Raw genomic sequence first — 17,033 nt, 5'->3', positions numbered from 1 at the left:
TTCACGAACAGTTCATCCTGCGCGGCCTCGACGGACATCCACCGCTGAACGCGGAAGCCGATGCGCTCTACGATTCCGCCCGGGTGCCCCATGGGACGCGCTGGTCAATCCCGCTAATGCCGCTGCCCGAGACGCTGGGCTACATGATGCAGGTCCAGGAAGCGCTGGTGCGCCGGCTCGACGGACGCGCGCCCACGCCCGAGGAGGCCGAACTCTATCAACTCGTGACCTTCCACGAGGACATGCACGACGAGGCCTTCACCTACACACGCCAGACCCTCGGTTACCCGGCGCCGATCTTCGCCGCGTCAGCCTCGGTGGAGCACACTGGCTCCGGCTCCTGGCCCGGCGACGTCACCGTCGGTGGAGGCACCTGGCGGCTCGGATCCGAGCCCGGGGGCGGCTTCGTTTTCGATAACGAGAAATGGGCGCATCCGGTCGCCGTGGCGCCGTTTCGCATCGCCCGCGCTCCGGTGACGAACGCAGAATTCTCATCCTTCGTGGCGGATGGCGGCTACCATGAGGACGCCCATTGGGACGTGGAGGGCGTGCGCTGGCGCGACGACTACGGAGCCGCGCATCCGGTCTACTGGACGCGGGACGGCGCGAGGGATTGGATGATCCGACGCTTCGACCGCGAGGAGCCCCTCGCCCCCGACGAGCCGGTCGTTCACGTCAACTGGCACGAGGCCAACGCCTATTGCCGTTGGGCGGGGCGACGCCTGCCAACGGAGGCGGAGTGGGAAGCCGCCGCCGCCGGAGCACCGGCCAGCGACGGGACGCTCGGAGCGGGAAAGCGTGCCTATCCCTGGGGCGAGGCGGCACCGGCACCGGACCTCGCCAATCTCGACGGCGGTCATCTCGGCTGCGTCGATGTCGCCGCATATCCCGCGGGCGACAGCGCCTGGGGCTGCCGGCAGATGCTCGGCAACGTCTGGGAATGGACGGCGAGCCCGTTCCTGCCCTTCCCTGGCTTCGCGCCGGACGCCTACAAAGAGTATTCCGAGCCCGCCTTCGGCACCCGCAAGGTCCTGCGCGGCGGCGCCTGGGTCACGCGCTCGCGCATGGTCGACACCGCCTATCGCAACTTTTTCGGCCCTGAGCGTCGCGACGTGATCGCGGGCTTTCGAACGGTGGCACTCTAGCGTGCGGCGAACCACGCGTTCGCCACGGCCGCGACGAGGCGGAGCGCCGCCGTCGCACCGTTGGCCTCGCCTTTCTCGAAATCGCCGGCTTGACCCATCTGATTGGTAACGTGGGCGAAGCACAGCACCGGTCGTCCACGAGCCTGCGCGAAGGCGTAGAGCGCCGCGGCCTCCATCTCGACGGCAAGAATGCCCCGCTCGCGGGCCGCTGCGATGGCTGCCTGCGTCTCCCGGTAAGGTGCATCAGTCGTCCAGGTCGTGCCGCGTTCCACCGGCTCGCCGACGTCCGTCAGGGCCGGGGCCAGCGCCGCGACGAGTTCAGCGGGTGCCTGTGCGAACTCCGAGGCCGGGAGGTAATGGTAGCTCGTGCCCTCGTCACGCAGGGCCGCTTCAATGAGAATGAAGTAGGGTGGTGACCGCAACGGCGTGATCTGGCCGGATGAGGTGATGCTGATCAGGAGCTCGCATCCTGCGGCGAACATCTGCTCGGCCACCAGCACCGCGTAGGGTGCACCGACCGCACAGCCGATGATGCCGAATTCGCGCCCACCAGCCACGAAGCGGTGCAACTCGCTGTGATAGCAGGCCCAGTCCGGGTCGCGCTGCGCACCTCCCGTGGCCTGTAGGTGGCGGACGATGTCACCGTCCGGGTCGAGCACGCAGAGGGCGGGCACACGGCCTTCCCTGAGACCACGCTGACGCCTGGCCTCGCGCAGCAGGCTCTCGGGCGTAAACTCCGAGGCCGCCTCGTGCGCCTTGTCGCGCAGGATCGGGACGGATTTCACGTCGCTCGGGGGTACCGCCACGCCTCAGGCCTCAACTCGGATCCCTGGGGGCCCGGCTTCGAACCGTCCGACGATCGCGGCCTGCGCGAAGCCCGCAGTTCGGACCTGTGCGAGGATCGCATCGGCGCGCTCGGGCGTGCAGGTCACGAGCAGGCCGCCGGACGTCTGCGGGTCGGTCAGGATGTGACGGCGCCAGTCCGGCAGATCCTCGGGCAGGGCGACGTGGTCGCCGAAGCTCGCCCAGTTGCGATGCGAGGCGCCGGTGACGAACCCGTCCCGCGCCAGCGCTTCGGCCCGGGGCAGGAGCGGGATCGCGCCGCCCTCGATGACGAAGGTCAGGCCGGCACCGCGCGCGAGTTCGAGCCCGTGGCCGAGGAGGCCAAAGCCGGTGATGTCGGTGATTGCGTGCACGTCCGCGTCACCCGCCAGATCCGCCCCGACCTTGTTCAGCCGTGTCGTGGTGGCGACGAAGTCGGCGTAGCCGGAATCGTCCAGGGCCTCGCGCTTAATCGCAGCGGAATAGATGCCGACGCCGAGGGGCTTCGTGAGGATGGCCACATCGCCGGCCTTCGCATCCGCGTTGCGCCGGATCCGAGCGCGGTCGGCGAGGCCGATCACCGCCAAGCCGTAGATCGGCTCCGGCGTGTCGATCGAATGGCCACCCGCGATAGGAATGCCCGCCTCGGCGCAGGTCGCGGCGCCGCCCTTCAGGATCTTGGCGACAATCTCGGGCGCGATCTTGCCCACCGGCATGCCCAGGATGGCGAGCGCCAGAATCGGCTTGCCGCCCATGGCGTAGACGTCGGAGATCGCGTTGGTGGCGGCGATCCGGCCGAAATCGTGTGGATCGTCCACCATTGGCGTGAAGAAGTCCGTGGTGGCGATAAGGCAGGTCCCGTCATCGAGAGCCCAGACGGCTGCATCGTCGGCGGTCTCGTTGCCCACGAGCAGGCGCTCGAACGGGCCGGCCACCGGCTGGTCGGCGAGGAGCGTGCGAAGCACCTCGGGGTCGAGCTTGCAACCGCACCCTCCACCATGAGCGAGGCTGGTCAGGCGAACCGGAGGGATGTCCATGGGAAAATCCTGTGGCGGGGGGCTTTGACAAATGATGATCCGGAGCCGTCCTATCAGACAAGGGCATGCCTACCAGACAAGAACGGGCATCCGGTACAAGCGGCCCGGGCAGTCCGGCGGACGCTCTTGCGGTTCCGCTGCGCCGATGTGAATGGCCCCGAAGCCGCATTTGAGCGCACCGACCACATCGAGGGCCCAGGTATCGCCGATGCCGAGGACTGCCCCAGGGGTAATGGGGCGCTCGCGTGCCTGGCCCGCACGCCGAAGGGCCTCGCGGTAGATCAGCCCGCCGGGCTTGCCCGTCTCGATCACGATACCGCCGATGGTGCGGTAGCGCTCGGCCACGAGGCCGGCAAAGCGTAGGCGCGTGCTGTCCACCATCAGACTTGTGTCCGGGTTGGTGCAGACCAAGAGATGGCCGCGTTGGAGTGCCACGACGAGGGTCGCGTCGAGGTCGTCGTCCGGGTCCGGATAGCCAGTGCAGACGCTCAGATCGGCCGATTCGACCCCCGTCAGAGTCACGGAAAGGCCGTCGAACAAGATACGGTCGCGCGCCGGCCCGATATGGTGGACTCGCTTCGGCACCTGCTCCTCCAGGAGGATGCGGGCGATGTCGGCCGAGGTGACGAGCGCGTCGTATTCGGGAGCAATGCCGCGGGCCCGGAGCGTCTCGGCGAGCCGGGGGCGCGGTTCGGAGGAATTAGAGACGAGCACCACGGTCCCGCCGCCCGCACGGAAAGTCCGGAGCGCGGCGACGGCGGCGGGACGGATCTCGGTTGCATCGTGAAGCACGCCGAACACGTCACACAGCACGACCGCGTAGAGACCCTCGATCCTGCCCAGGCCCACGATGGTTTCGACCGCGTCAGCCACGCGCTTGAACGATCGTGGTGCAGGCGCTCTCGAGTTTCGGGAGTTCGCGGGCAGGCGCCATGCTGATCGCGAGCGGCCGGGATTCGCCGCGCACGATCGGGCAATAGGGGTCGACCTGATCGAGGCGCTCCATAAGGCGGCGGCGCCCGGCGCAGCCGCCGTGGCAAGAATCTTCGTGTGCGCAGCCCCGGCAAGGCTCGGGTAAGGCGCGGGCGGCCGCGAAGGGGGCCGTCTCGACGATGCCGCTGCCCGTCTCGCGCAGTGTGTCGAGGCTCTGGCCGGTGCCGCCCCAGTACACGCAGGGCTGCACCGTGGCCCGCGGAGTCACCCGGACGGTGCCGACGCCACAGCCGCCCTTGCGCGCCGGCAGGCCGGCCATCGCCCGGACCAGGGGTTCGCCAATGGCGATAACGTCGGTCTCGGAGAACAGCCGCGCGAACCCGCTCCAGTATTCCTCGTAGGTGAGTGCGAAGGCGTCGGTGCGCACCGCTTGGTAGACGTTGATGCGCAGGGGCGCATCGAAGCCCCGGGCGATCGCGGCGATCTCGTGGAGGCGATCGAAGTTGGTGCGCATCATCACCGCGATGAAGGTGACGCCGACGCCGAGCGCCCGGCAGCGCGCGGCCTGCGTCATCACGAGGTCCCAGTTGCCCGCGCCGCGCTGCGCGTCCTGCTCCTCGCGGGTGGGATAATCGATGGAGAACTCGACATCGGCGAAGGCCCGCACCGCGTCGTCGTCGATCACCGCGATCGAATGCCCGTTCGAGGTGATCGTGAGCTTGATCGGCTCGGCCCGCAGCAAGTCGAGGAGCAGCCTGAACTGGGGATGCATCCCGTTCTCGCCGGTGCCGAGATTGACCGACCGAACCGGCAGGCTGTCGAGCACGGCGCGGACCTGATCGGGACCGAGCCGGTCTAGCCGGTCCGGATCGCGATAACAGAAGCTGCAGGCGAGGTTACATTCGTTGGTCAGTCCGATCCCGAGGGAGAAGGATGGGGCCGGGCCGACTTGGAGCGCCGGCGGGAAGGCGGGCGTCGAGGACATCGGAGCCATGAATATTCTCCTGTCTAATCCTGACCGGCGATCCGGGATGACCGGTGTCGTGCCGCGGGACGTTACGGTACCCTTCGCACGGAGGAGCGTCCCGGTGACATCACATCTTCAGCAAGATCAGCAGCCCGCGCGCTGGAGCCCGTTCGCCGAGGCCTACGAGGCCGCGTTTGAGCCCCTCACCAACGCCTTCGCCGACGCCGCCCTAAAGGCCCTCGATCTCGCGCCCGGCGGACTCTGCCTCGATGTCGGCGCCGGAACCGGCGGCGCCGCCCTGATGGCGGCGTCCCGCGGCGCGCGCGTCATCGCCATCGACGCGGCCGAGGGCATGGTCGCGCGCATCCGGGCGCGGGCCCGGGACGGCGCAAAGCCGGTGCGGGCGGCCGCGATGGACGCGCAAGCCCTCGCGCTGGCCGATGGCGCCTGTGACGCGGCCCTGTCAGTCTTCGGGATCATCCTCTGCCCCGATCCGGTTCGCGCCCTCCGCGAAATGGGCCGCGTAGTGCGCCCGGGTGGCCCGCTCGCGGTGGTGACCTGGACCGAGCCGCAGAACTACGAACTGGTGAGCCGGCTGATCGCGGCGGTGACGGCGGTTCGCGGCACCCAGGCGCCGCCCGCGGAGGGCCCGGCCCAGTTGCGCTTCCGCGAAGAGGCAACCCTTCGAGCCCTCTTCGGTGCGGCGGAGGTGCCCCTCGATCGCATCGTTCGCATCGAGGCGGATCTGCGTGCCAGGTCCGCAGCGTGGCTCGCAGAGCACCTCGCCTTCGCCCCCGGCCTCGCCGCGATGCTCGATGCGCAGGGCCGCGACCGGGAAGTGGTGCTAGCTCGCTTCGCGGAGGATCTGCGGCGGGACCAGGGCGACGGGCCGGTCGCCCTTCGGGCCGTGGCCTTCCTAGCCCTCGGCCGAGCGCCGGATCAGAACCGGACACCGGGCCTGTAACCCGGCGACCGCTCGGCGCGAAGAGATTCATCAACAGGGTTCGTCGGGCTTCGTACCGTCGCGCCCGCAATAGCCGTCAATTGATTGGACATCGGTGCCCGCGTGGCATCGTACAATGCCGCATGAGAGTCGGGGGACGGTCGATGCTGAGACGGACGTTGAGCGGGTCGCTGCTACTGGGCCTGGGATGCCTGCTCGTGTCCGGCACGGCAGGAGCGCAGGAGCGCGCCAAGCCGGCCTTCGTCTTCACCGGCATTCCCGACCAGGACGAGAGCCGCCTCGTCGAGCGCTTCGGCAAGGTCGCGACCTATCTCGAGGGCAAGCTCGGCGTGCCCGTGACCTACATCCCCGTGAAGAACTATCCGGCGGCGGTGACGGCCTTCACCAACGGCCAGGTTCAGCTCGCCTGGTTCGGCGGCTTCACCGGGGTGCAGGCCCGCAAGGCCTCGCCCGGGGCGCAAGCCATCGCGCAGGGCGCCGAGGACGCCGCCTTCAAGACCTACCTCATCGCCAACACCAAGACCGGCCTGACGAAGTCGGCGGATTTCCCGAAGGAGATCGCGGGCAAGACCTTCACCTTCGGTTCTCGGGCCTCGACCTCGGGCCGGCTGATGCCGGAATACTTCATCCGCGAGGCGTTCCCCGGCAAGACGCCCGAGGAGGTGTTCCCCCGTGTGGGTTTCTCCGGCGACCACAGCCGCACGATCCAACTCGTCCAGTCTGGCGCCTTCGAGGTCGGCGCAGTCGATTACTCGGTCTGGGACCTCGACACGAAGGCCGGCAGGGTCGACCCGAAGGACGTCAGCATAATCTGGGAGAGCCCGCCTTTTCCCGACTACCAGTGGACCGTGCGCGGCGACGTCGATGCGATCTACGGCGCCGGCTTCACAGACAAGCTTAAGGCGGCCCTGATCGGCATCACCGATCCGGCCATCCTCGCCCCCTTCGCGCGATCCAAGTTCATCCCCGTGACCAATGCCGCCTACGAGCCGGTGGAGCGCGTGGCGAAATCCACGGGCCTGCTGGACTGAGCCGAGAGCGCGCCGCCGTGTCCCTCACCGAGCCCGAAGCGGAGATCGTGCTCTCGGGTGCCCGGGCGGCCTATGATGGCAGGCCGGTGCTGCACGGCGTGGACCTGACCATCCGCTCAGGCGAGCGGGTCGCACTGATGGGGCGCTCCGGCGCCGGCAAGTCCACCCTCCTCGGCCTGATCCACGCCCAGGCGCGCGCCCGCGTCGCCCTGATCCCGCAGGCGGCGGCGCTGGTCCGAACGCTGTCGGTCTTCCACAACGTCTACATGGGCCGGCTCGATCGGCGCTCGACCCTGCACAACCTGCGCACCCTGGCCTTCCCGGGCCGCGCCGACCTTGCTGAAATCCGCGCGGTGCTGGGCGAGGTCGGGCTCGCGGACGAGCTTCGGGCCAAGGCCGGCGCTTTGTCGGGCGGCCAGCAGCAGCGCGTCTCGGTAGCGCGCGCGCTCTATAACGGGCGCCCGATCCTGATCGGCGACGAACCCGTCTCGGCCCTCGACCGTCTTCAGGGCGGCCTCGTCCTCGAGCGGCTCGCCGCGCGCCACCGCACCCTGGTGCTGGCGCTTCACGACATCGCTCTGGCGCTCGCGCATACGGACCGGATCGTGGTGCTCGATGCCGGGCGGATCGTGCTCGATGCACCCGCCCGCCACCTCGACGAATCGGCCCTCGTGCCGTTCTACGGGCAGGCCGCGTGAACGCCCTTCGGTTGATCCCCGGCTGGGGCTACGCGGCGGTGACCCGCTGGTTCGTCGGAGGCGCGGTGGCGGCGCTGCTCGCCGCCGATCTCGCCGTTACCAGCCTCCACCCCTGGGCCGATCTCCAGCGCCTGCTTGGCGGCCTAATTCATCCCGACCTCCGCTCTGTCGAAGTTTGGAGCGTCGTCTACACCATCGCATTCGCCATCCTGGGGGTGACGCTGGGGGCTGGTGCCGGCTTCGTCCTGGCGATTCCCTTCGCGCAATCCCGCAGCGTGCGCCTGCTCTGCGCGGGTTTGCGCTCGGTGCACGAACTGTTCTGGGCCCTGCTGCTCATGCAGGTGTTCGGCCTCTCGGCCACCACCGGCATCCTCGCCATCGCGCTGCCCTATGCGGGCATCTGCGCCAAGGTCTATTCCGAGATCATCGAGGAGGCGGACCTCTCGGCCCTGCGGGTGCTGCCCGAGGGAACCGGGGCGCTCTCCGCCTTCGCCTATGGCCGCCTGCCGGACGTTGCGGTGGCCTTCCGGCACTACACGCTCTACCGCTTCGAATGCGCCATGCGCTCGACCCTGGTGCTCGGCTTCATCGGCCTTCCGACCATGGGCTTCTACCTCGAATCCGCCTTTCGCCAGGGCCGCTACGCCGAGGCCGGGGCCCTGCTCCTCGTTTTCTATGCCCTGATCGGCTCGCGCCGCCTCTGGATGCGGCTCTCGACTCTGCCCGTCCTTCTTGTCGCCAGCGTCCTTGCGCTTCCGAAGACCATCGGCACGACGAACTGGCTCGCCAGCCTCAGACGGTTCGTGAGCCACGACATCGTCCCGAGCCCGCTTCGCTCCGGCGCCCTCCTCGATCCCGAGACCTGGGCACGGATGGGAGCCTGGTTTCGGCCCATCCTCACGCAGCAGATCCTGCCCGGCGCGTTCCAGACCCTGGTCCTCGCGCAGGTGGCGCTGGTGGCCACTGCCATCGGTGCGCTGCTCCTGTTCCCCCTGGTCTCGCGCCGGTTCGCCGGGTCGATCGGCCAGCCCTTCGGGCGCGTCCTCTTGGTAGTCGTTCGCTCGACGCCGGAATACATGCTGGCCTACGTGCTGCTGCAGCTGCTCGGCCCGTCGATGCTGCCGGCGATCCTGGCGCTGACGATCCACAATGCCGGCATCGTCGGCTACCTGATGGGCCGTCACGCCGACGGCCTGCCCTACCGGGTGGACGCGCCGTCCGGCCTTGATCTCTACGCCTACGAGACGGTGCCCCGGCTCTACGGGCAGTTCCTGGCCTACCTGCTCTACCGGTGGGAGCTGATCCTGCGCGAGAGCGCGATCTTCGGCATCCTCGGGGTGGCGACGCTCGGCTTCTATGTCGACGCCGCGATCTCTGAGTTGCGCCTCGACGTCGCCGTGATGCTGATCGTCGCCACCGCCCTGCTGACGGCCGTGGTGGATGCCCTGTCCCGGGCGCTGCGCCGGTCCTTGCGCCTCGCCGAACTGCCGACCCGCCTCTCGGAGCCCGTGAATGGTGTTTCGGCCGGACCGCTCCGTCCGGTCTGCTCCTGACGGACACGCCCCTCAATCCAGGATCAGGCTCATGCGAACCGACCCCTTCACCGACACGTGGGCCTTCTTCCTCGGACAGCAGAGCGACCAGCTCGGCCTCGGCCTCGGGCGCTGGCTCGTGGTCGCCTGCTTCGCGCTGCTGGTCATGGCCAGCGTCCTCATCGCGCTGCGCGAATGGATCGAGGACCCGACGCAGCGCTCTGGACGCGATCTCACGATGTGGGTGCTGCGTGCCCTGGTCGGAGCCATGTGGTTCCAGGGCATGCTCTGGAAGCTGCCGTTCTTCTCCACCGAGAACGGCTTGTATTTCTGGACCGGCGAGGAGGTGACGAACGCCGCCTTCCAGATCCATCGCGATCTGGTCAGGAACGTCCTTCTTCCAACACCGAACTTCTACATCCTCGACATCTTCGTCTTCCTCACCGAACTCACCTTCGCGGCCTCCCTGCTCCTCGGTCTCGGCGTGCGGATCACCGGCGCCATCGGCGTGATGTTCGTGGCGCAGCTCTGGCTTGGCCTGTACCTGCACCCGCAGGAATGGCCATGGACCTACGTCTTCCTGGCCGGTCTCATGGGCCTGTTCAGCGTCTTCGGCGCCGGTCGCAGCCTCGGCCTCGATGCGGATCTGCGCCGCCGCTTTCCGCCGGGCCTGACCACGGGCTGGACGGCGCGCTTCGTGCGCTTCGCTACCTGAGAGCGCTCACCCGGCGGGGCGTCCCTTGCACAAGTTATTCGCGGGGACGTCTTTCGCCGGCGAGTCCGCGTGAGAGGCGCAGAAAGGTCGTGCCGATGATCCAGGCGGCGCGCAGTCCGACGCGCCAGTCGCCGGAGACCTTGGAGGCGCCGCCCTGCCGAGGCCGCTGCCCGACCGCGATCTCCTCGCAGCGCAGGCGCGCCGCGGCGACCCGCATCAGCATCTCGAGGTTCCAACCGTAGGTCTCGTCGCGCATGCCGAGGCGCGCCAGGGCGTCGCGACGGATGGCGCGGAACGGGGACATGTCGGTGAAGCGGGCGCCGTAGGTCAGGCGCAGCAGCCACCCGGCGAGGTGTCCGGCCACGATCTGCTGCGGGCTCATGGCGCCCGGCTCGCGCGCACCGCGGACTCGGGAGCCGTGCACGAAATCGGCGCGGCCCGTGTGGATCGGCTCGAGCAGGTCCGGGACGCGGTCGAGTCGGTCGCTGCCGTCTCCGTCGACGAACAGGACGATGCGGGTCTCCGGCGCCATCGCGGCGATGCCCGCCTGGATCGCCCGGCCGTAGCCGCGGCGCGGCTCCACGAGGACCCGCGCGCCGGCGCTCGCGGCACGCGCGGCGGTCGTGTCCCGCGAGCCGCCATCGACGACGATGACCGCGTCGGCCCCATACGCCAGCAGCCCGGCGACGACGCCCACGATCGCCGTCTCCTCGTCGAGGCAGGGCACGATCGCAGTGACGAAGGAGGTAGCGCTCATAGGCTCCAGCGCAGTCCGCAATTGCCGCAGGCCTGCGGCGGCGTGTCGGAGAGCAGCGCCGTGCGGAAATCAGTGTAGGCGACGCCGTTCCAGATCGCCCGCAGGCTGTCCTGCGTGGCGTCGCCCAGCGTGTAGTTCTCGTAGCCGCGCTGCGAGAACGGAGCGATGCAGCACGGAAGCGCCCGGCCATTCGCGGTGAAGTACATCACGTTCCAGGGTCGTCGGCAGAGCGACCAGGGCGACCCGTCGTCGTCGCGCTTAAGGCTCATGCCGGGCTCGCTCGCCGCGCCCGAGGCCGAGAAGGTGAGCCCAAGCTCGGCGGCCACCGCCTCGGCCTCCGCGAGGTAGTGAGCCTCATCCGCCTCCATGCGCTCGTAGAGTGCCTGGTCGGGCCGCGCCATGCCGATGGCATCCTCCTCGAAATAGACGAGGCGCTGCAGGTAAACCTCCTTCACGCCGGTCTCGGCCGCCACACGCACGAAGGCGGGAAGCTCGGGCAGGGTCTCCTTGAGGCCGGTGAGCCAAGCCGAGACCCGAGGCTTGGCGTGACCCTCGCGCTCCTGCATGGCCCGAAAGGCCCGGACGTTCTTCAGGATCCGCTCGAAGTAGTCCTTACCGCGCACCGTGATGTAGGACGCCCGCGTTGACGCATCGAGCGAGACGCGGAGCTCGTCGAGCCCTGCCTCGATCAGGGCGCGGCCGTTCTTCTCCGACAGCACCGTGCCGTTGGTGTTGAACAGGACGTAGGTGCCGCGATCCTTGAGGTAGCGGACCATCCGGGGCAGGTCTTTGACCAGCATTGGCTCGCCGACCCCGTGCAGCACGGCCCGGCTGAGATCCGGCACCTGGTCCACGATGCGCGTGAACAGCTCCCAGCTCATGTCGGCCGGCGGTTCAAGCTCGACATAGGTGCGCGGGCATGTGGTGCAGAGCAGGTTGCAGCGGTTCGTCACCTCCAGGTAGAGGCAGACTGGCGGTCGTTCGACGAAGGCTTCTACCGACTTCGGCGCCGCCTCGTGGTAGCGGCGCGGGTCGACAGCCGGGTGGGATGTGGCAGTGACGCTTGTCATCGGTAGGTTCCCGATCGTCGCGTGAAGGCCGCCTGCGCCAGAGCGGCGGCCAAGACCAGGGCGGCGAGGATCGCCGAGCGGTCGTCGTAAGAGAGCTGCGGATCGCCGGGAACGACATCGTAGAGCACAAAGCCTCCCACCGTCAGAGCCCAGCCTGGAAGCGTCGCGGCGATGCTCAAGAACGGCACCGCCATCAACAGATACCAGGGGAATTCGGGCGAGAGCAGGAATAGTAACATCACGATCGAAAGATTGATGTCGCGCAGGCTCCGCTCTGGTGTGCGGTCCCTTCGGAAACCGGTTCTCAGGGCCAGGGCCGCCAGGATTGCAAGGCAGAGGCCGAGATAGATCCCGGTGTCGTGCGGCCATTCACCCGCGGAAAAACGCCAGAGCCGCAGCAGAGTGAAGCCCCAGCCAGAGGCCAGACCTTCCTCCTGAACGTAGCCTGTGGCGAGGAAGCCGAGCACGCCGCGTCCGACGGACAGGTAGGGCAAATAGGCCACCGCGACGACGACGGGCACGAGCGCAATCATGCGCCAGTCCCACGGCCGCCACAGGCCCGGCAGGGCGATGAGGGCGAAGGGCTTGACAAGGGCCGCCAGCACGACGGCGCCCGCGCCCCCGTAGCGCCGTCCGACGATGAGGGCGAGCCACAGGCCGAGCATCATCAGGGCGATCATCAGCCCGTCGACATGGCCCTGGCCGGCGATCTCCCAGACCGGCAGCGGGTGCCAAGCATAGGCCGCCACCCGCGTCGGCGGCTGTCCGGTGAGGCGCAGCAGGCCGATGAGCGCCAGCAAGGTCGCCCCCTCGCAGGCCACGAGCGCGAGCTTGATCGCGAGGGGGCTCTCCGACAGGCGGGTGACCAGAAAAAAGAACGCCTGCGCCACTGGAGGATAGATGGTCACCGCGTAATCGGCGCGGTTGATGAACTGATAGACCGCCGCCGGGCGTAGGGCTGCGAGCGCCGGATCGGCCGGAACGTAGCGATAGGGGTTGATGCCCGCGCCCTGCACGAGCCCGTCCCAGACGTAGCGGAAGACGTCCGTGGACAGGATCGGAGGCGCGGGCAGCGCGAGCATCCGCATGGCGAGGCCAATGCCGATAATGACGATGAGCGCCCGGCGCCCCTCGATGCCATCCAGACGTGCGCCCAGGGCCGCGATCACCCCGCCAGCGACGACGAGCAGTAGGAAAGCGTTGTCGCCGAGGCTCTGGAGCACGGGCATCCCGAGGCCGACCAGCACGGTCCCGGCGAGGCCGAGCAGGACGAGGCGCCGGGCGAGCCCTGGGGTTGCGATCATGGCTCCGGCCATTCCGCCAGCATCGCGCGGGTCTCCTTGGCCGGTCCACCGATGAGGCCAGGCGGTGCAAAGGCCGGCGGCGTTCCGGCAACCTCCGCCTGCAGTACCCGGAACGTCTCCAGGTCGTCGATGTCGTACCAGAGCGGCAGCATCTCGACCGCGAGGGCGATCCCGGCAGCCCGTTCCAGAGTCAGGCGCAGTACCTCGCCCGTGCTCCAAGGGATTTCGGCGAAGAGTTCGGGGTGATCGCGCTTCAGCCCGATCAAGGTGTAGCCTCCATCGATTGCGGGCCCGAGCACGACCCTGTCACCCGGTCGCCGCAGAGCCGTGATCGCGGTCGTGAGGAGCGCCACTGGCAAGGTCGGGGAATCGGAATTGATCAGCACGACGCAGTCATGGCCTGCCTCGCCCAGCAGCCGCTGCACTGCCGAGCCGAGGACGAGTCCAAAATCATTGCCGTCCTGGAGGAGGAGCCGAAAGGAAGGCGGTAGGATCTCCTCAAGCTCCGCCTCGCTTCCGGCCGGCGCGTAGACCCCATAGCCCTGGCTTCCCAAGGCGTCCGGGACTGCGAGTACAGCCTGGGCGACATCCTTGAGGAAGCATCCGGAGAGGCGGGCCGCGCGCTCCGCACCGAGAAAGGCGGCGAGCCGTGTCTTGGTTCGGCCAGGATGCGGGGCCTTGCACATGATCCCAAGCGCTGCGCTCATGCGTCCTTGACTCCCACCCATCTCCGCACCGACGTCATTCGAGCGCGTTAGATCTGGTACGCTGCGTGCCGGGCGAAAACAGACGGCATCCGGTGCAGGAAGCCAAATCACAAAGTCAGGTCCAACGGCTTTTATCTGTCGTAAGCCTGACGCGGGGTGACAGACAGCGATCAATCGTCGGAACTTCGGGGTGGGTACCTGCTCGGCTAATTTTAACGCACCTCCGCCACGTTAGCCGGCACGCTTGAAGCTCCGCGGCTCGCTTCATACAGAGCAGTCGAAGCGAGTTTTTATTCTCGGTCTCCCAACGCCTGAAACTGTCTACTCTGGAGCCATTTTAGAAGAACCGACAACGACTGGTTCGGGTCGGGACGGGGCCTTCCGCCATAGGATCGGATCGGGTGACTTTGCGATGGTTCGCTTCGGATCGGAATGTGACGGAAACGACGGCCCAGAGCTGTTGCAGCGCGTCTCGAACGCGACTGAAGTCCTTCGAGCACTGCGATCGCCCCGTTACAGGGCCTGCGTCGCCGCCCCTTTCGCGCGGCCGATGAACAGGATCCGGCCCGTCGGGCGACCGATGGGCGAGCCCGCCTCGGGCTCCAGCGTGATCTCGAAAAGCTGCCCGTCGCCGATGGCTTCCAGCCGCTCGGGCGGCAGACGGATCGCTCCGCCCGGGGGCAGCACGCCGAGGGAAACGGGGCCGCGCGCCTGATCCCACAGGGTCCAGAGCTGCAACGCGCGCCCGCTTCCCGGCCGCACGTCAGCCAGCGGCAGGGACCGCACGGTGCCGTTCTGGGCAACCTGGATGAGCCATCCCGGTCCGCTCTCCTGCCCGGAGGCGTCGCGACTCTGCAGGATCGCGTAGTACCGCGTCGGGCTCTCGGCCGGCGCCGGGACGCGGCTCGGCAGGATCGCCAGAACGATCGCGGCGGCCGTGGCGAGCCCCGTGGTGGCCCGCCACAGCGCAGGGCTCCGCCACGCCGCCCGCAACATCCCGCCTCGGGGCCGTGTGAGGGCGGGCGCCGCGGTCGGGCCGAGCGCCTGCCGGCGCGTCGCGAGGGCCTGCTCGATCCGCGCCCATTGCGCCGGATCGACATCGGCCTTCCCGACGGCCGCGGAGGCCGGCAGCAGCCGCTCTTCCCAGAAGGCGATGCGGCGGGCCAGATCCGCATCCGAACCGAGGGCCCGCTCGACCTCCGCCATGGCGGCGGAATCGAGCAGGCCGAGGACGTATTCGCCCGCCAAGACGTCACGGTCTTCCGGCTGGCTCGGGATCATGACAGGCACTCCTTCAAGGCGATGAGGCTGCGGCGGACCCATGCCTTCACGGTCCCGAGCGGTGCCTCCAGTCGCTCGGCGATCTCGGACTGCGACAGTCCATCGACATAGGCGAGCAGGATCACCGCCCGCCTTTCTGCACCAAGCTGCGCAAGGCAATTATGGAGGCGTGTACCGTCCTGCGACGTCGCCAGGATGGCGAATGGATCGGGTGCGTCGTCCGCGACCTCTGTCGCCGCGGCCGCGTCGAGATGCGTCTCCCGACCGACGACCCGGATGTGTTTGAGCGCGCGGTGTCGCACGATGCTGGTGATCCAGGCACGGCCCGCGCCGCGACTGCGGTCGAAGGTGCCGGCGCGCTCCCACATGTCCATGATGGCATCGTGCAAGACGTCGGCCGCAACATCACGCCGCCGCACGATCCTGAGCGCGACGGCGAGCAGGAACCCGGCCTCCTGGTCGTAGAGGCGCCGCAGCGACGCCGGATCCCCCCGAGCGCAGCCTTCCAACGCGGCGGCGTGATCGAACGGCTCCATGATCCTCCCGGCGATTGGAAGGACCGGCCGTCGGGCCGGTCCTGCAGTGGCGGAGCGATGCTACATCTTGGGGAGAATGGCGATGTCACGGACCTTGCCGGACACGCCCGTGATCTTGGCGGCCATCTCGCCCTTCCCGGTCGCGAGATCCACCTTGTAGAGTGTGTCGCCGGCCATTGCCCAGGCCTGGTTCCCGCCCTGGCCATCGGACAGGATGTCGAAGGCCACGGCCTCGCCCGACATGCCGAGCATGCCGACGGTGTTCAGGATGCCGTCATTCGGCGGAGCCTGCTTCAGCAGCGCGCCAGCAGCGTCGATGTCGAACAGGGCCGTCTCCTTCGTGCCTTTGAAGGCATTGGTGTAGGCGCCAGCCGTCACCTTCGGGGTCTTGCCCTTCATGGTGTCGGTCTCGGCAAACTTGAGCTGGCCGTCCTTCGTGACCTTGCCGTCATCGACATTGGCGCGGAGGTTGGTGCCGTCCGAACCGATGATGCGCAGGCGGTCGGCGACGGGATTGAAGTCGACCGTTGCCGCGGTGCCGGCGGCCAGCATCGTGTCGAGCTTCGACTTGGCCGTGGCCTTGCCGGACATCGGATCGATAGTGACGACGCTGCCATCTGAGATCACGGCGTAGAGCATGCCGTCGGCCGGCCGCACGTCGATGCCGAGGACGCTGCCGCCGATCCCGGTGATCGTCACCGTCTTCGTGACCTTCTTCGCAGCCGTGTCGACATGCGCCAGCGTGGCATCGCCGACGAGTGCCGCAACGGTCTCGGCACGCGCGGCGGTTCCAAGACAGGTGCCAGCCAGCAGTGTAACGGCGATGAGGCTCAGTCGCATGGCGTTCTCCATCTGCCGCGAAGGCGGCATCAAGAGCGCTAGCCATGAGCCGGAGGATCGGATGCAGCGGATGTCAGGTTTTTTCGCCCTCCAGCGGACCGTCCGCTTTCAAGAGCCACTCTAAGTGTCGGCTACGACATAATTGGGTCGCAAGCGGGAGGACCGCTGAGGGTGGAATGCCGCCTGACTGCTTTTGGATTGGGATGTTGTTGGACCGGACGTTGACCGGATGGGGTTCACAGAGCCAGCCGGCCAAATAACTTGGATCTTCTGGCTTCGCTCCGATGGGCATGAATCGCTTCGACATCGTATCGACCGGATCGGCTCGCTTTGGGCAAGGCTGATCGAGATGATCAAACTCGACCGAAGGTCCGCTGATACCCTACTCAGAAGCGCGAGCCGCCGTTTGCGGGAAGTACGGCGTGCCAGCGTATCTTTCTTGGCTCGGCCACCAATTGAATTACGCCGTTTGATATATTCATGCTCGCACCCGCATGAGGAAAAATCCTTCGCCGATGGGTTTTTCCTTTTGATTAAGGATTTTTTTACCCTCGATCTTTTTCGAATCTGTGCGAGGTTCGGCGGAAGGGCAATCGAAGGCCCGAACGACGGCAACCGTTACCCTCATCGACTTCGTAGGGAACGTTCCATGTGTGCCAAACCAGGGCTGAAGATCACTCAGCAGGATCATCGA

The 17,033-nt window shown here is 67.9% G+C and carries 18 protein-coding genes; 6 read left to right on the top strand and 12 right to left on the bottom strand.

All coding sequences use genetic code 11. From position 1 onward, the window contains the following. Window positions 1-1,145, top strand: a 1,145-nt coding sequence (gene senA / locus K2Y56_RS21660) for a selenoneine synthase SenA (protein WP_292512614.1), incomplete at its 5' end; no start/stop codon positions are given. Here senA and K2Y56_RS21655 read toward each other — a convergent pair. The 4 genes from K2Y56_RS21655 to K2Y56_RS21640 all read right to left on the bottom strand — a co-directional run bounded on the left by K2Y56_RS21655 (window position 1,142) and on the right by K2Y56_RS21640 (window position 4,931). Then, complete coding sequence (locus K2Y56_RS21655) at window positions 1,142-1,951, bottom strand: nucleoside phosphorylase (RefSeq protein ID WP_244477230.1); 810 nt, start codon at window positions 1,949-1,951, stop codon at window positions 1,142-1,144. The two genes, senA and K2Y56_RS21655, sit on opposite strands and share 4 nt — an antisense overlap. A gap of 3 nt (window positions 1,952-1,954) precedes the next feature. Then, a complete protein-coding gene (gene selD / locus K2Y56_RS21650) occupies window positions 1,955-3,004 on the bottom strand; it encodes a selenide, water dikinase SelD (protein WP_055950194.1) in 1,050 nt (349 codons plus the stop codon). Window positions 3,005-3,073: 69 nt separating this feature from the next. Next, complete coding sequence (locus tag K2Y56_RS21645; RefSeq protein ID WP_292512609.1) at window positions 3,074-3,877, bottom strand: TIGR01459 family HAD-type hydrolase; 804 nt, start codon at window positions 3,875-3,877, stop codon at window positions 3,074-3,076. Next, on the bottom strand, window positions 3,870-4,931 hold the full coding sequence (locus K2Y56_RS21640; protein WP_292512606.1) for a radical SAM protein: 1,062 nt from the start codon (window positions 4,929-4,931) through the stop codon (window positions 3,870-3,872). Before K2Y56_RS21640 ends, K2Y56_RS21645 begins: the two co-directional genes overlap by 8 nt. A 94-nt stretch (window positions 4,932-5,025) precedes the next feature. On the opposite strand from K2Y56_RS21640, the gene K2Y56_RS21635 reads away from it, so the two are divergent. The 5 genes from K2Y56_RS21635 to K2Y56_RS21615 all read left to right on the top strand — a co-directional run bounded on the left by K2Y56_RS21635 (window position 5,026) and on the right by K2Y56_RS21615 (window position 9,844). Continuing rightward, window positions 5,026-5,868 carry a class I SAM-dependent methyltransferase gene (locus tag K2Y56_RS21635; RefSeq protein WP_292512603.1) on the top strand — a complete coding sequence of 281 codons (843 nt, stop codon included), beginning with the start codon at window positions 5,026-5,028 and terminating at the stop codon, window positions 5,866-5,868. Between the two features lie 122 nt (window positions 5,869-5,990). After that, window positions 5,991-6,899, top strand: coding sequence for a putative selenate ABC transporter substrate-binding protein (locus K2Y56_RS21630; protein ID WP_366849276.1), 909 nt, complete (start codon window positions 5,991-5,993; stop codon window positions 6,897-6,899). A gap of 17 nt (window positions 6,900-6,916) precedes the next feature. Continuing rightward, window positions 6,917-7,597 (top strand): ATP-binding cassette domain-containing protein, encoded by a 681-nt coding sequence (locus tag K2Y56_RS21625; protein WP_055950203.1) that lies wholly within the window; start codon window positions 6,917-6,919, stop codon window positions 7,595-7,597. Next, complete coding sequence (locus K2Y56_RS21620; RefSeq protein ID WP_292512594.1) at window positions 7,594-9,150, top strand: ABC transporter permease; 1,557 nt, start codon at window positions 7,594-7,596, stop codon at window positions 9,148-9,150. The genes K2Y56_RS21625 and K2Y56_RS21620 overlap by 4 nt, the downstream gene beginning before the upstream one ends. A gap of 31 nt (window positions 9,151-9,181) precedes the next feature. Next, entirely contained in the window at window positions 9,182-9,844 is a 663-nt protein-coding gene (locus tag K2Y56_RS21615; protein ID WP_292512591.1) for a DoxX family protein, read from the top strand. Window positions 9,845-9,878: 34 nt separating this feature from the next. Here K2Y56_RS21615 and K2Y56_RS21610 read toward each other — a convergent pair whose 3' ends face one another. From K2Y56_RS21610 to K2Y56_RS21575, 8 genes are all read right to left on the bottom strand, one after another. Then, the gene (locus tag K2Y56_RS21610) at window positions 9,879-10,601 is read right to left on the bottom strand and encodes a glycosyltransferase family 2 protein (protein WP_292512588.1); all 723 of its coding nucleotides are present in this window, start codon (window positions 10,599-10,601) and stop codon (window positions 9,879-9,881) included. After that, window positions 10,598-11,671: a radical SAM protein gene (locus K2Y56_RS21605; RefSeq protein ID WP_292512585.1), complete on the bottom strand. Its 1,074-nt coding sequence runs from the start codon at window positions 11,669-11,671 to the stop codon at window positions 10,598-10,600. Before K2Y56_RS21605 ends, K2Y56_RS21610 begins: the two co-directional genes overlap by 4 nt. Further along, entirely contained in the window at window positions 11,668-12,975 is a 1,308-nt protein-coding gene (locus K2Y56_RS21600) for a glycosyltransferase 87 family protein (protein WP_292512582.1), read from the bottom strand. Before K2Y56_RS21600 ends, K2Y56_RS21605 begins: the two co-directional genes overlap by 4 nt. Next, a complete protein-coding gene (locus K2Y56_RS21595) occupies window positions 12,972-13,682 on the bottom strand; it encodes a TIGR04282 family arsenosugar biosynthesis glycosyltransferase (RefSeq protein WP_292512580.1) in 711 nt (236 codons plus the stop codon). The genes K2Y56_RS21600 and K2Y56_RS21595 overlap by 4 nt, the downstream gene beginning before the upstream one ends. A gap of 513 nt (window positions 13,683-14,195) precedes the next feature. After that, a complete protein-coding gene (locus K2Y56_RS21590; RefSeq protein WP_292512577.1) occupies window positions 14,196-14,963 on the bottom strand; it encodes an anti-sigma factor in 768 nt (255 codons plus the stop codon). Next, window positions 14,960-15,499 carry a sigma-70 family RNA polymerase sigma factor gene (locus K2Y56_RS21585; RefSeq protein ID WP_292512574.1) on the bottom strand — a complete coding sequence of 180 codons (540 nt, stop codon included), beginning with the start codon at window positions 15,497-15,499 and terminating at the stop codon, window positions 14,960-14,962. Before K2Y56_RS21585 ends, K2Y56_RS21590 begins: the two co-directional genes overlap by 4 nt. A gap of 60 nt (window positions 15,500-15,559) precedes the next feature. Next, a complete protein-coding gene (locus K2Y56_RS21580) occupies window positions 15,560-16,339 on the bottom strand; it encodes a DUF4394 domain-containing protein (RefSeq protein ID WP_292512571.1) in 780 nt (259 codons plus the stop codon). Between the two features lie 478 nt (window positions 16,340-16,817). Further along, window positions 16,818-17,030, bottom strand: coding sequence for a hypothetical protein (locus tag K2Y56_RS21575; protein ID WP_292512568.1), 213 nt, complete (start codon window positions 17,028-17,030; stop codon window positions 16,818-16,820). Window positions 17,031-17,033 lie beyond the last annotated feature (3 nt).

Source organism: Methylobacterium sp. (assembly GCF_019745455.1).
GTDB lineage: Bacteria > Pseudomonadota > Alphaproteobacteria > Rhizobiales > Beijerinckiaceae > Methylobacterium.
Note: the sequence above shows the minus strand (reverse complement) of the source record. Positions and strands in the feature narration are given on the sequence as shown.

What these genes read in the sequence shown, in the direction of transcription:
- selD (WP_055950194.1), bottom strand. Translation starts at nt 3,004, where the DNA reads ATGGACATCCCTCCGGTTCGCCTGACCAGCCTCGCTCATGGTGGAGGG.
- K2Y56_RS21640 (WP_292512606.1), bottom strand. Translation starts at nt 4,931, where the DNA reads ATGGCTCCGATGTCCTCGACGCCCGCCTTCCCGCCGGCGCTCCAAGTC.
- K2Y56_RS21630 (WP_366849276.1), top strand. Translation starts at nt 5,991, where the DNA reads ATGAGAGTCGGGGGACGGTCGATGCTGAGACGGACGTTGAGCGGGTCG.
- K2Y56_RS21615 (WP_292512591.1), top strand. Translation starts at nt 9,182, where the DNA reads ATGCGAACCGACCCCTTCACCGACACGTGGGCCTTCTTCCTCGGACAG.
- K2Y56_RS21610 (WP_292512588.1), bottom strand. Translation starts at nt 10,601, where the DNA reads ATGAGCGCTACCTCCTTCGTCACTGCGATCGTGCCCTGCCTCGACGAG.
- K2Y56_RS21605 (WP_292512585.1), bottom strand. Translation starts at nt 11,671, where the DNA reads ATGACAAGCGTCACTGCCACATCCCACCCGGCTGTCGACCCGCGCCGC.
- K2Y56_RS21600 (WP_292512582.1), bottom strand. Translation starts at nt 12,975, where the DNA reads ATGATCGCAACCCCAGGGCTCGCCCGGCGCCTCGTCCTGCTCGGCCTC.
- K2Y56_RS21595 (WP_292512580.1), bottom strand. Translation starts at nt 13,682, where the DNA reads ATGAGCGCAGCGCTTGGGATCATGTGCAAGGCCCCGCATCCTGGCCGA.
- K2Y56_RS21590 (WP_292512577.1), bottom strand. Translation starts at nt 14,963, where the DNA reads ATGATCCCGAGCCAGCCGGAAGACCGTGACGTCTTGGCGGGCGAATAC.
- K2Y56_RS21585 (WP_292512574.1), bottom strand. Translation starts at nt 15,499, where the DNA reads ATGGAGCCGTTCGATCACGCCGCCGCGTTGGAAGGCTGCGCTCGGGGG.
- K2Y56_RS21580 (WP_292512571.1), bottom strand. Translation starts at nt 16,339, where the DNA reads ATGCGACTGAGCCTCATCGCCGTTACACTGCTGGCTGGCACCTGTCTT.
- K2Y56_RS21575 (WP_292512568.1), bottom strand. Translation starts at nt 17,030, where the DNA reads ATGATCCTGCTGAGTGATCTTCAGCCCTGGTTTGGCACACATGGAACG.